Source organism: Nocardia sp. NPDC052112, assembly GCF_040680135.1.
In the GTDB taxonomy this organism is placed as follows: domain Bacteria; phylum Actinomycetota; class Actinomycetes; order Mycobacteriales; family Mycobacteriaceae; genus Nocardia.
In genome coordinates this window covers 1-13463 of sequence record NZ_JBFAWD010000034.1, presented here as the reverse complement: position 1 = coordinate 13463, position 13463 = coordinate 1, and the positions used below count along the sequence as shown (strand labels likewise).

The following is a 13463-nucleotide window of genomic DNA, read 5'->3' as shown; positions in this document are numbered from 1 at the left end:
CGGATCTCCTCGAACTTCGCCGATAACCACCCTGTCGTCATCGACTCCACGATCGAGCTCGGATGTCACTCGGATTGCCGACCAGTGCCCGCGAGCGCTGCCAGTTGCCGATGCGAGTGATGATCACCGCCGCACACGCTCCGGCAACCACCATCGACAGCGCCACGACAGCGGCCCGCGCCGGTGACAGGAAGTCGGAATCGACCGGCCAGAAAAGCACGGTCCACGTGACCAACCACGCCGACCACCACACACCGACCAACAACCCGCCAGGGCGCCCACGAAGGTCCGGCGCATCCGTCGGTGTCCGCGGATCACTGGCGCGCAGGACGTCGGTGAGGCTCGTCGCGGGAAACCACAGGCTGACCAGCGGGCAGAACCAGCCGCCGACCACCCACCCGATCGGTAGCCGATGCCGTGCCGCACACAACGCATCGGCGTTGGTGCGGGCCCGCCATAGCCACGTCAGGAACACGATCCCCGTGCCGAGCAATGCCATGAGCACGACGACCATGGCCGAACCGACAATCATGCTCCAGTCATGAAACTCATTGCGGGCTGTTGCATTCGGATACTCCCCGCGATAGTGGTCGAGCGCGCGATAGCCCAGCGCCTCGGCGTTCACAAAGACGAGCAGTGCAGCTGTGGTACAGCCGATCAATCCGATCGACCAACGCCCGAGCGCGTCGATCGGTCGTACGGCCCGCACTGTGCCGAGCGCGGCGGCGGGGGTGACAGCGGGCGACACCTGGCCCTGGTGCTGCCCAGGTTCGGCCCGGCGGCTCGCCGAGTTCCGCGAGCTGTCGTATTCGAGCCAACGCGTCGTGGCGGTGGCCATGGTCGATCCGATCGTGACGACCGGGAAGATGACCCCGATCGTCACCAGCACGGGACTGCCGATCAAGATCAGATCGCCACTACTCGCGGCAACAGCCTGCACAATCGCGAATTCGATTATCCCATAAGCGATATCGGCCGCGCAGGCGATGACGACGAAGGCACGGCCCGCCCGGCTGCGGCGGAGCAGTTGAATGCCGCCGACAACCAGCAGCACGCCGATCATCGAGAAGATCGGGGCAGAGATCAGCAAGATCGTCCGCATCGGGCGATCCGCCTCGCGAAGCAGTTCACTGCCCGTGCCGAGAAATATGAACAGGCCGACCGCCAGCATCGCGCTCAGCAGCCGATGCGCCGCGCCGAGCAATGCCAGCACTCCCGCCGCGATCGCGGTGCCGCCACTTGGTCGGTGTCCGCCCTGCGGATTCGGCCGGGTACCGGGATACGGTTGGTATGTCATTTTTCGTCCGTTCCCAGAGGCTGCACCGGGCGGTGGTCGAGCCAGCGCTTGGTCGCCGGAGCCGCGGCGAGTGCGAGCGTGATCAGCGCCGGGGTCTGGACTGCGAGAGTGGCCAATACGGAAGGACCGACCTCCAAGCTGACCGTGCTGTCGGCTCCGAAACCGGCAATTGCAAGGTACGCCAGCATGATCCAGCCGACCGATATGTTCAGCGTGCACGCCACCAGCACTTGCCTGCGACCAACCGTCCGTCTGCGGAACAGCTGGACAGCTCCCGTGGCCAACAGGACTCCGACGGTGAGCCCGAAGAGACCGATCAGGACGAGCACCGGTTCGAACCAGTACGGCCACTCGCCGTCCAGTCCGGCATCGGCTGGTGTCGAACCGAGTACGAGGCCGACGAGGATGACTCCGAGCAGGTGCGAGGCGGCGCCGAGACCAGCCAACACACCTGCGGTGATCGCGGTGAAGCCACTGGGCGGATTATCGGAATGCTGCGCAGGCGTTGCAGGATACGGTTTCATGCCTCCCACAACTCGGTGACGGGGCAAACGGTTGCCCACGTTTCGTGCCCAACTTTTTCGGGCACGGACCTGTTGTAGTTCGGTAAGGGCACAGGAAGGCGATTCGGATGAGCACGGCAGACGATGGCGATTGGGTACGTGATGTTGCACTGATCGCGCTGCTGGGCGAGGTGCTGCGGGGGTGTGCGAGGGAACCGCTGTCATTGCTCGCGAGCGCTCCGGAGACGTCGGTGATTCGGATCGGGCGTGGCGGCGCCGATTCGGCGCGGACATTCGACGACCTGCTGATCGAGGCGTACGAATCGACCAAGGACATGCTGTTGGCCTCGGTGACCAAACAGGTCGGGAGCCGCACCGACGCGGAAGACATCGTCCAGACCGCATTCATGCGCGTCTACGCCGCGCGCCCCGATATCAGCGACCCCGAGGACTTGCGCCGCTACATCTGGACCGCCGCGAAGAACCTGACCCGCGATACCTGGCGGCGCGCCGCCAACGATCGCGAACGCCTCGATCCCGACGGCGAGACGCGGATCGCGCAGCTGGCAGACGGTGCCGGACTGGCGTTCGACGATGTGATCGCTTTGCGGCACATGCTGATCGCCGCGCTGAACGCCGTCCCCGCACGCGAGCGCGAGGCAGTGGTCGTGCGCGCGTTCGAGGGAAACACCTATGCCGAAACAGCCGCGATCATGGGCGTGGGAGACGGGACCGTAAAGGCCTATGTGCACGCCGCGCTCAAACGGCTCCGCGCGAACCTCGAAGCCGCCTGATACACAATCGAATCAACGCTTCAGCATCAGCCGCTCGCGCATGGCGGCTCGGTGTCGACGCCGCGCGGGACCTTGTCGCGTTCGGCATCGGTGTAGTCACGACTGCTGATCGCGCACAGCCGTTGCTGAATATTGTTGCGGTCGAGGTTGATTCGGATTGGTCCGAGATCGGAAAGACCAATGAGCATCGTTCCGATGAGCTTCCAGACCATGGTGGACCCAGGCACGCTGAATTTCGTGCTGGTGCCCGTCCGGGTGTCCCACACTTCGACTTCGGACTTGTTGCCGAACACGACAAGACCGTCCGGTGACCAGCCAGCGACCACGGAGTCATGCGGTACCAGCGGTATGTCCAACTTCGCCGATTCGCCGGTGGCAGTGTTCCATCGGAACAACGCACCCGAGTCGTCCTGGACCAGCACATCGGCCTGCCCTGGATTCATATGGACACTCACCACGCGTGCGCCCTGACGAACGAACGAACGAACCAGCGTGCCGCTCTCGAGATTCCACAGCTGCAGCGACACGTTGGCGACGTTGACGACAACCGAGTCCGGCGACGCATAACCGACCAGGGTCGACGCTTTCGCGGTAATCCGTAAATCCTCGAGGTTCTTGCTGAGCAGGACCTGACCGCCGATCTGTCGACCGTCGCTGATACGCCTGCGCGTGATGGCCCCCGCGTACAGCGCGGCCACTTCGTCGTCGGTACGGATGGCGAAGGTTATGAACGACTCATGTGCCGGATCCAATCCCGAGGGTGTGGGGAGCTGTATCCGACCTATCTCGTCGAAGTCCGGCATGAGCACAACGGCGACATTCGACGTGCCGGTCCACATCATGGCGTGCCGCCCGTCGGGAGTGAAGGCGAGCATCGCGTGTGGCCACTCCCGAAGCATATAACCGGGCAGGCTGAAGACACGACGCATCGACTTCAGGTCGATGACTTCGAACGTTTCACCGCGATCGCCTGCGACATAACGACCGTCGGGGCTCCACAGGGATGTGACGGCGTCGGGCGTGATCTCGGGCCAATCAGGGTTGGACTCCGCTGCCGGAGTGTATCGCTCGATGCCGTTGGTCGTCGCGTGGATCAACAACGGACCGCCCGAGGTCAGATGCACCGCGGGGACGACCGCCTCGGAACTGTATCGAACCTGGACCTGATAGAGGCGTCCAGTCGCAATGTGGACCAGCTTTGCGATCCCGAACGAATCCCTTTCTCCTACGTGGTATTCGATCGCGAATCGGCCTGTACTGTCGAGCCGGATCGATCCGCAACCGCCGAGACCCACACTGCGCAGCTGCGCACCGTCGGCGCCGCGAATGATCAGCGTCTTCGCGTCATCGGCGCATTCGATTGTCAGTCCGTCCGGGGTGACGGCGCGCCCCCGCCATTCACCAACTGGCCGACCGCTTCTCAGATCGTAAATGATCCGGTGATCTTTGAAATCGACGTCCGTCTCTGTAAGCCACAGGGTCTCGTTCACGGAGTCGACTCGTTCGACCTCCCGTGTCGGCATGCCGTCGGCGGGAATGTCAGGGAGGCGGCGAGGTTGCCCCGACACGTCATATCGTTCGACGACATCAGGAGCGCCGAAATAGGTGCCATAATCCCGCTTCGGATCGACAGAAACGAACAACTGTCTGCCATCCTCGGAGAACATCGGGACGAGCGCCGTTCTTCCCACCACATCCGCGCCGTCGGGACGAACAGTGACAGGACCGGATCGCGTCGACACGTCCCACAGCGTGATGCCGCCACGATCGTTGAAAACCACAAGTTTGCCGCCATCGGGGCTCACGCGTGCACTCAGGACATTCGGCACCGTGGCCACCCGCCATGGCGACGGCGATCCGGTGAGAAATCCCGTCCAGACCGTGACACCGCCGTCCGATTCGGCAGTTGCCAAGACCGACGCATCCGCGCTGAAGCCCACTGCCTTCACATCGGACCACAGATGGCCATACGCGACCTCCAATGAGCCCAGCCGAACCTGCTCGAGCAGTTGATCCGCACGAACATCAGCATTTCCCGGGGCGAATCTTCCTGCGGCTTGCGCGAATTGGAGCGCCCCCGACGGATCGGTGTTACCGAGCACTTCCGATTGCTGAGCGAGGTTGATTCCGGCCTGCTCGCGCAACTGTGCCGTCCGTTCCTGGCTGGTGCGATAGGCGACGACCGCAGTGCCGGAGGCGACCATGGCGAGCACGGTGACCACCGCGGTGACGCTCCACAAGCGCCGCACCGCACGTCGGCGGAGTCGGCGGGATGCGGCGATATACAGCCGATGCGCCGCGGGGACTTCGGGTTTGCGCCTGTCCACCCATTCGAGCGCATCCTCCAGCGCCCTGCCGTGCAACAGCGCGCCGTTGTCGTGCTCGGACTGCTCCCACTTCCGACGGTCCTGCTCGAGTTGCTGCTGCCAGGCGCGGAAGTCGCGGTCGTCCTGCAGCCAGCCGCGCAGCCGCGACCAGTTGTCGATGAGGGCCTGATGGGCCAGTTCGACGGTATCGGTTCCGTGCGAGTCGCGTCCGACGACGACCAGCCGATCGCGCGCCAATCGTCCAGCGACACTGCGCAGTTCAGGAAAATCACCCATCGACACCACGGACCGGACGAAACCGTCTCCGCTCGAAACGGGAGCGGCGAGCAGCTTGAGCAAGCGCTGCACGTCGAATGTTTCCAGCGGATCGGTGAACTGGGCCAGCACATGGTCGGCGCGGTCGGTGAAGAAACCTGTTGCGCGGCCCGCTCTTTCGTAGTCTTCGATGGTGATCGATGCACCGGCCCGTCGATCCCACAGTTGCGTCATGGTCGACTCGAGCAGTGGCAGTGCGCCCGGCTCGCCCACCGTATCGTCCACGAGACGCTCGACAAGCGCTGGCTGCAGATCGACTCCCGGTGCGCGGGCCGCCGGCTGCCGAATAGCGTCGCGGAGCTGGTCACGACCCATCGGTGCCAGCGCCACCGTCGCGCCGTCGAGAAATCCGGCCAGTTCCGCGTCGATCAGGTTGGTGAGCGCATCCCACCGCAACGTGAGCAGAATGCGGATGCGCCCGTCGGTATCGGCGCGGGTGAGTTCCATCAGCCATTGCAGCACCGCACGCGCCCGCTCCGGCGCGGTCGCGGCCAAGTCCTCGAACTGATCCGCGAACAGCACCAAGCCCTCCGGCGGCACGCGTTCGATCAGCCGCGCCACCGAATCGTCTTCGCTCCCCGGCTCGCGCGCCGCCTGCTCCACCAGGAGCGTCGCGAGCTGGCCACCGTCGGGAAGACCGAATCGCGGGGTCACCGCACGGACGGCCGCAATGGCGGCGGCGTCCGGCGATACTTCGCCGGCGAGCCGGACGGTCGCGATCCGGCGGCCCTGGGCGCGGAGGCGGGGAATCGCCCCCGCACGGATGAGCGAGGATTTGCCGATGCCCGACGGTCCGGCCACCGCGACGAGCGGTCGCTGCCGCAGTGCCGACAACACACGTTCGACATCGTCGTCTCGACCGTAGAAGTAGTCCGTGTGTTCCTCGTCGAACGGCTCCAGCCCACGATATGGATTGGGGACGAACGAGGGGTCCATACCGAGCACTTCGGAGATCGGGATCATGAATGCGGTGCCGGTGTACCCACGCGGGTCGGCAACCGCAGCCATCCCCACGATCGCGTCGGTTCCACTGTCCCACACCGGTGCACCGCTGAACCCCCGCGTGATCGGCTGACCGCCGACCCGCTGCAGTTGCAGCCAGCCGGTACCCTGCCGCTCCCGGAACTCGCCGGACGCCCAGACACCGTCGGACAACTCGGCAGGAAAGCCGAACATCCGGAACTCGCGTCCCCACGGGTCATTGGCACGCCAAAACGGTGGTGCAACCGAATCGCCCACGGCGTCGTCCAGCTCCAGAATCGCGATATCACCTCGGCCATCCTCGGCGATCGGTGTCCACCGGCGCACGCGCGCCTGCCGAGACCCGGCCGACGGCAGCAACGGGAAGTCCACCGCCACAATCGAGTCTGGCGGCTGCACATCATCGGGATCGGTACCGGCCGCGTATGCGATCACGTGCGCGCACGTCGCGACGACGTTCGGGCCCACCAGGAATCCCGCGCCGACGACCTGACCCGTGGTCGTGCGGATGCGCGCGTGCGCCGAGCCGAATCGCGCGACAGCGCTCGAACCACCTGCAGTCATAGCCCTCCCTCTGTACCCGAACGAACATATCGCGGTACAACAGGGTTCGAGATCGAATGCGAGATCATCTCGCCGCCTCCACCCGTCGACATCCAGGTGTTGCCAGTACCAGTGTCAACGGACTCCTGTTACTGGTGTCGGATCGGACGCAAGCTCATGAGATGACTCAGACCTTGCAGCCAGGTACCGCTGCGGCCACGTCGGCCGCTGCGGGGTCGGCAGTTCAACCTGCCGCGTTCGGTGCGCGGCGGACCATCGCGGTGCTCGCGGTGTTGCTCACGGGGCAGTTCATGGCGGTGCTCGATGCCTCGATCGTGAATGTCGCCATACCTTCTATTCGTACTTCGTTGCATACCAGCGGATCCGCATTGCAGTTGATCGTCGCGGGGTATGTGATCGCCTATGCGGTTCTGCTCGTGACCGGTGCTCGGCTGGGTGATCGGTTCACCCAGCGTCATACCTTCATCACCGGCCTCGCAGTGTTCACCGTCGCCTCGCTCGCCTGCGGGTTGGCGTGGAATGAGTTCTCGCTCATCGTCTTCCGGTTCCTACAGGGTGCGGGCGCCGCGGCGATGATCCCGCAGATCATGACCATGATCCAGCGGAATTTCACCGGCAATGCCAGGGCCAAGGCGCTCAGCGCGTACTCGGCGATCATTTCCGGCGGTATGGTCGTCGGTCAGGTGGCGGGCGGTTTGATCGTCAATGCCGACCTGTTCGGGAGTAGTTGGCGCGGCGTATTCCTGGTGAATGTGCCGATCGGTGCAGTGTTGCTCCTGATCGCGCCGCGGGTATTGCCCACGGCCACCGCGCGATTCGATCGGAAGCTGGATCTGGCGGGGCTGACCATGCTCACCCTCTCGGTGCTGCTGCTGGTCCTCCCGCTGGTATTGGGGCATGAGCAGGATTGGCCGCTGTGGACGTGGATCGCATTGGGCGCCAGCGTGATCGGTGTAGGTGTATTCGTGGTGATCGAGCGGGCCGTCGCGGCACGAGACGGTGAGCCGCTGTTCGCGCGGCGTGTGCTGACCTCGCCCGGTTTGGCGCTCACGGCGGGCACGCTGTTCACGATCATGGCCACCTTCGGTGGGTGGATGTTCGTCATGGCGATCCACCTGCAGAGCACGCTCGGATATACCGCACTGCACGCTGGTCTGCTGTTCATCCCGATGGGCGTGACCTTCGCGCTGGCCAGTCTGAATTGGGAGCGCATCCCATCTCGCCTGCACGCCGCCATGATTCCGTTCGGCTTGCTGCTCGGTGCGGCCACCATGGTGGTGCTGGGCACCATCCTGCGCAATGGCGCCGAATTCGGGCCGCTGCCGCTGGTGGTCTTCGGGATCCAGGGCATCGGCTTCGGTCTCGCCTTCAGCCCGCTGATGACCCGCACCCTGGCCAGGATTCCCGTGGCCCTCGCGGCCGATGCCAGCGGCATTCTGGTGACGAGTGTGCAGCTCGGCATCGTGGTCGGGATCGCCTGCTTCGGATCGGTATTCCTCGGCCTCGTAGGCAGCACGGCACTGTCGGCCGCACACGCGTTGGGCGGCACCGCGATCGCGGAGGGCGTCACGGTGCTGGTTGCCGCGGCGCTGTCCGCTCGCGCCGCAGGGTAGGTGCGGCAACGATCCCGGATTCGCCAGCTGGCGAATCCGGGATCACCAGACGATCGAAAGCCGCGCGATGGGTTCGGATCATCGCGACGCAAACCATGGCGGTGGCGGACCGGTTTGACGATCGTCATACCAATGAGCGGAACTGGCTTCGCGGTGGGCATCGAATTGGATGGCGAGGGATATCACCCGGCCGCGTGGCGGCGGGCCGCACATGCGCCCGACACCTTGCTGACCGGCGATACGCTGCGCAATCGGGTGCGCGCGGCGGAGAATGCCGGTTTCACTCTGGCCACCTTCGACGATTCCATCCTGCCGCCCGCGCGACATCCGGCGGGGCGGATCGACGCGGTGACGCGGGCTTCATTCGTCGCGGGGACAACCAGCACCATCGGACTGGTCGCCACGGTCGCGACCACCTACGCCGAGCCGTTCCACACCTCGTCACAACTGGCCACGCTCGACTACGCCTCCCGTGGGCGCGGCGGGTGGATCGCGACGACCGACGCGGCGGCCGCCACCACCTGGGGACGTCCCGCACGCACTGCCGAAGCGGAACTCGCACGCGAACAACGGGATTCGATCGAGGTCGCACGTCGGCTGTGGGATTCGTGGGAAGACGACGCGGTGGTGCGTGACTATGCGTCGAGCCGGTTCCTGGATCGGGACAAGCTGCACTACATCGACTTCAGCGGCGAAACGTTCTCGGTGAAGGGTCCGGCGATCGTGCCTCGGCCGCCACAGGGGCAGGTGGTCGTCTTCGCACGTGACGCCGATGGCGCCGACGTCATCCTGGTCACCGCAAGCGATCTCGCTCGGACGCTCGCCGCCGCCGAACGCGCGCGGGCCACCGGCGCCCAGGTGTTCGCGGAACTCGATGTCGCCCTCGATATTCCGGATGCGACCGCCGCCGAACGCCTTGCGGATCTGGACGGGCACACGGCCGCGAACCGCACCGAGCGCCTGACGTTCTCGGGCTCCCCCACCGAACTCGTGCGCCGCATCACCGAACTCGCTCACCACGTCGACGGTGTGCGCCTGCATCCGGCCGTCATCGACGAAGACCTCCCGGCGCTGGCACGCTACGTCCTGCCCGCACTCTTCCGCGCCGGTGTGACCCACCGCCCGGTACCGGGTTCGACCCTGCGCGCCAATCTCGGCCTGGTGCGGCCGATCAACCGCTATGCGAAGGCTGAGCACTGATGTCCGAGATTCCGTTTCCCGACGCACAGGTCCACTTCGGCGTCTTCTTCCAGGGCGTCAATCACAGCACCATCTGGTCGGATCCGAGCAGCGGCTCACAGATCGACTTCGAAACTTTCCGGCATATCGTCACCACGGCCGAGCGGGGACTCTTCGACGCATTCTTCCTCGGCGAGGGGCTGCGCCTGCGCGAGCAGAACGGCCAGCTGCTCGACACCGATATCGCCGGGCGTCCCGACGCCATTGCCCAGCTGGCGGCGCTGGCCGGAATCACCAGCCGGATCGGTCTGGTCGCCACCCAGAACACCACCTACAACGAACCCGCCGATCTCGCCCGCCGACTCGCGGGTCTGGATCTGCTGTCCGGCGGCCGCGCCGGCTGGAATGCGGTCACCACCGACAATGCCTGGACCGGCGAGAATTTCCGACGCGGCGGCTTCCTCGACCACGCGCAGCGCTACGAGCGCGCGGGCGAATTCATTCGGACCGCCCGCGCGATCTGGGATGCCTGGGCCGATGATGCGATCGCGACTTCGCGCCACGCTACCGACTGGGCCGCACCGGATTCCGTACCGACCGTGACCCGGGACAACGAACACTTCCAGGTCTCGATCACACCGACACTGCCGCGCAGTCCGCAGAGCCATCCGGTCATCTTCCAGGCCGGTGATTCATCCGCGGGCCGCGATTTCGCGGCGGCCGACGCCGAAGTCATCTTCTCCAGGCACGGAACACATTTCGACGCCGCCCTGGCCTTCGCGAACGATATTCGCGCCCGCCTGGAACGCGCGGGCCGACCGGCCGATGACATCAAGATCCTGCCCGGTACCCAGATCGTGCTGGCGGAGCGGGAATCCGAGGTCGAGGAGAAGGCACGGTGGGTGTTGGAGGGCCAATTCACCGGTCAGACCGCGCTTTCCCTGGTCGGCCAGGTGTGGGGTCGTGATCTTTCGGACCTCGATCCAGACGGTCCGCTGCCCGCGGACGACCCGCGGCCCCGGGCGATTTCGGGTGAGCGCGGCGCACAACGCGACGGTCAGGATCCGGTGGCGATCGCCCGGGAGTGGCGTGCGCTGGCCGAGGCCAAGAAGCTGTCGCTGCGCCAGGTTGCCATCGAGACCACGCAGCGGTCCGGTTTCGCCGGGACACCTCGCCAGGTCGCCGACGAGCTCACACGGTGGGTCCGCCACGGCGCGACCCACGGGTTCAACATCTCGCCGTATCTGGTGCCCACCGGACTCGACGAGATCGTGGACTGGCTGATTCCGGAATTGCAGGAGCGCGGGTCGTACCGGACCGAGTACACGGGCACCACACTGCGCGAACATCTCGGCCTGCGGCCGCCGCTGACCAGGCGTTGATCGTGCACCGGTAGCCGGGGCCGATCCACGAAAGACGGCCGGTTTGTCACCGAAACCGAACCCGGGTCCGCGTGTTGCTCGTATGTTGGCCATACGCAGCGCAGATCGGAGTGGGACAGTGCAAGCAGGAGTTACCGCGGATTATGTGATCATCGGCTCCGGATCGGCCGGTGCGGTCCTGGCCAACCGGCTCAGTGTCGATCCGAATGTTTCGGTGGTGGTGCTCGAGGCCGGGCCGCCGGACAAGAACAAATTCGCGCATATTCCGGCGGCGTTCGCGAAACTGTTCCGCTCGGAGGTGGATTGGGATTACCTGACCGAACCGCAGCCCGAGCTGAAGAATCGGCAGATCTACTGGCCGCGCGGCAAGATGTTCGGTGGATCGTCATCGATGAACGCGATGATGTGGGTGCGCGGATTCCGTGCCGATTATGACGAGTGGGCATTGCTGGCCGGGGATGAATGGGGGTTCGCCGCGGCGGTCGAGCAGTTCCGCAAGATCGAGACCGTCGAGGACGCCCAGTATCCGGATGAGGGCGCGACCGGGCCGCTGCATATCTCGCGACAGCGCAGTCCGCGCGCGCTCACCGCGGCGTACCTGGCCGCGGTCGAGGAATCCGGATTCACAGTCGAGCCGCCGAACCGGCCGCAGCCGGAGGGCTTCAGCCAGACCATGGTCACCCAGCACGGTGGCAGGCGGTGGAGTACCGCCGACGCGTATCTGAAGCCAGCGATGCGCCGTCCGAATCTCACCGTATATGCCGAGGCGCTCGCGTCACGGATCATCTTCGAGACCTCGCCGACCGGTGGGCCACGCGCGACCGGTGTGGAGTATCGCAAGGACGGCGTCACGCACACCGTGGCCGCCCGGCGCGAGGTGGTGCTCTGTGGTGGGGCGATCAACAGCCCGCAGCTGCTGATGCTCTCCGGCATCGGCGACGAGGACGAGCTTGCGCGCCACCACATTCCGCTGGTGCACCACGCACCCGAGGTGGGCGCCAATCTGCAGGACCACCTGGTGGCTGCACTCGGCTACGGTGTCGAATCCGATTCGCTCTTCGCGGCCGAGAAACCACTTCAGCTGCTCGATTATCTGATCCGGCACCGCGGCATGCTCACCTCCAATGTCGGTGAGGCCTACGGGTTCGTCCGCAGCCGATCCGATCTCGAATTGCCGGATCTGGAGCTGATTTTCGCGCCCGCGCCGTTCTTCTACGAGGGCCTCGAGGATCCGACCGAGCACGGGGTCGTGCTGGCGACGGTGCTGTTGCGACCGCATAGTCGCGGCCGGATCTCGCTGGGTTCCGGAGATCCCGCGGCCAAACCGGTTATCGATCCGCGCTACCTGTCCGATAGCGGTGGCGCGGATCGCGCCGCGATAATGTCGGGTCTGCGCGTGTGCGCAGAACTGGCCGCGGCTCCGGCGCTGAAGGCGGCACTCGGGCCGCTGATCTATCCACCGCAGGCTCCGGCCGAGCTCGAGGCCGCGATGGAATTGACATTGAACGGCTATTCGCACACCCTGTATCACCCGGTCGGTACCTGCCGGATGGGCACCGATGCGGGCAGTGTTGTCACGCCGCGACTGGAAGTGCGTGGAGTGCAAGGACTCCGCGTTGCGGACGCGTCGGTGATGCCGTTGCTGATCCGGGGACACACGCATGCGCCGAGCGTATTCATCGGTGAGCAGGCGGCGCAGTTCATTCATCGTGGTTAGCGCGCTGTCCCAGCCGAAGGTACTCGATGCCGCCGGGTCGCGATCGAGCGTATTGCCGAATCGGATCCACAGAACGCCGCGCGAGAATGCGCGGGGCGGACAAGTGAATCCGTGATCCAGAACAGCGGTGCCGCAAAAGTAAGGCTCGAAATGGCATGTGGTGCAATATCGCATTGCATGCGTGTGCACATACGATGCTGCGCCGCACCGAATGTCAGCCCGCCATGCCCACCCGATTGTTTGCGCTCGCACCACGCCACCACACGGCCGCGCTGAACCGACAAACAGCGGGCGGGTACCGACAGCCAACTCGACACCACCATTCCAACACCGCGATGGCCGTTGCGCCGTGGTCTTCGCTCGCCGCGCAAGACGCAGTGCCGAGTCAGTAGCCGAAACCGCCTACACCGCAAGATGATCCACCGACATCGCGGTCTGATCCGGGGCGGTGATCGTGGTCTGCCAGAGATCACCGAGCTCGCTCCGATAACGTCATCGCACTGCCCCGGGGCATGGCGGAACGGCCGCCATGCCCCCTGGCCTTCGTCAAACCAGCACCGCGAGCATTGCGGCACTGACTCGCAGCACGGTTCCAACGACGCCGAAACCGCGAAGCACAGCGTCGGCTGGATGGGTCTTCCCGAGCAGCGCCGAAGACACCTGTGTCGAAGCCACAGATCACCGCAAGCTCCAGCCACATGTGGGATCTGTCAGCTCTGTGTCAGCGGTCGTGTCAGCACGGGAACAGTGCGGTGTCAGCACAGCGGGCGATTGTTGCTTCCGTAATCAGT

The 13463-nt window shown here is 65.3% G+C and carries 8 protein-coding genes; 5 read left to right on the top strand and 3 right to left on the bottom strand.

The genetic code is table 11. The annotated features are described in order from the left end of the window. Positions 1 to 37: 37 nt before the first annotated feature. Positions 38 to 1297 carry a DUF4328 domain-containing protein gene (locus tag AB0L58_RS38420; RefSeq protein ID WP_364395343.1) on the bottom strand — a complete coding sequence of 420 codons (1260 nt, stop codon included), beginning with the start codon at positions 1295 to 1297 and terminating at the stop codon, positions 38 to 40. Then, positions 1294 to 1821 (bottom strand): hypothetical protein, encoded by a 528-nt coding sequence (locus tag AB0L58_RS38415; protein ID WP_364395341.1) that lies wholly within the window; start codon positions 1819 to 1821, stop codon positions 1294 to 1296. The genes AB0L58_RS38420 and AB0L58_RS38415 overlap by 4 nt, the downstream gene beginning before the upstream one ends. Positions 1822 to 1928: 107 nt before the next feature. On the opposite strand from AB0L58_RS38415, the gene AB0L58_RS38410 reads away from it, so the two are divergent. Continuing rightward, complete coding sequence (locus tag AB0L58_RS38410) at positions 1929 to 2594, top strand: sigma-70 family RNA polymerase sigma factor (protein WP_364395339.1); 666 nt, start codon at positions 1929 to 1931, stop codon at positions 2592 to 2594. Positions 2595 to 2620: 26 nt separating this feature from the next. On the opposite strand, the gene AB0L58_RS38405 is transcribed toward AB0L58_RS38410, so the two are convergent. Then, the gene (locus AB0L58_RS38405; protein WP_364395337.1) at positions 2621 to 6781 is read right to left on the bottom strand and encodes a trypsin-like peptidase domain-containing protein; all 4161 of its coding nucleotides are present in this window, start codon (positions 6779 to 6781) and stop codon (positions 2621 to 2623) included. A gap of 161 nt (positions 6782 to 6942) precedes the next feature. Between AB0L58_RS38405 and AB0L58_RS38400 the strand changes: the two genes are divergently transcribed. From AB0L58_RS38400 to AB0L58_RS38385, 4 genes are all read left to right on the top strand, one after another. Continuing rightward, the gene (locus AB0L58_RS38400) at positions 6943 to 8394 is read left to right on the top strand and encodes an MFS transporter (RefSeq protein WP_364395335.1); all 1452 of its coding nucleotides are present in this window, start codon (positions 6943 to 6945) and stop codon (positions 8392 to 8394) included. 132 nt (positions 8395 to 8526) lie between these two features. Then, positions 8527 to 9594, top strand: a complete 1068-nt coding sequence (locus AB0L58_RS38395; protein WP_364395333.1) for an LLM class flavin-dependent oxidoreductase — start codon at positions 8527 to 8529, stop codon at positions 9592 to 9594. Beyond that, positions 9594 to 10955, top strand: a complete 1362-nt coding sequence (locus AB0L58_RS38390) for an NtaA/DmoA family FMN-dependent monooxygenase (protein WP_364395331.1) — start codon at positions 9594 to 9596, stop codon at positions 10953 to 10955. The genes AB0L58_RS38395 and AB0L58_RS38390 overlap by 1 nt, the downstream gene beginning before the upstream one ends. A 118-nt stretch (positions 10956 to 11073) precedes the next feature. After that, positions 11074 to 12672, top strand: coding sequence for a GMC family oxidoreductase N-terminal domain-containing protein (locus AB0L58_RS38385; RefSeq protein ID WP_364395329.1), 1599 nt, complete (start codon positions 11074 to 11076; stop codon positions 12670 to 12672). Positions 12673 to 13463 lie beyond the last annotated feature (791 nt).

Coding starts and splice junctions, on each gene's coding strand:
- AB0L58_RS38415 (WP_364395341.1), bottom strand. CDS start 1,821: ATGAAACCGTATCCTGCAACGCCTGCGCAGCATTCCGATAATCCGCCC.
- AB0L58_RS38410 (WP_364395339.1), top strand. CDS start 1,929: ATGAGCACGGCAGACGATGGCGATTGGGTACGTGATGTTGCACTGATC.
- AB0L58_RS38390 (WP_364395331.1), top strand. CDS start 9,594: ATGTCCGAGATTCCGTTTCCCGACGCACAGGTCCACTTCGGCGTCTTC.
- AB0L58_RS38420 (WP_364395343.1), bottom strand. CDS start 1,297: ATGACATACCAACCGTATCCCGGTACCCGGCCGAATCCGCAGGGCGGA.
- AB0L58_RS38395 (WP_364395333.1), top strand. CDS start 8,527: ATGAGCGGAACTGGCTTCGCGGTGGGCATCGAATTGGATGGCGAGGGA.
- AB0L58_RS38405 (WP_364395337.1), bottom strand. CDS start 6,781: ATGACTGCAGGTGGTTCGAGCGCTGTCGCGCGATTCGGCTCGGCGCAC.
- AB0L58_RS38400 (WP_364395335.1), top strand. CDS start 6,943: ATGACTCAGACCTTGCAGCCAGGTACCGCTGCGGCCACGTCGGCCGCT.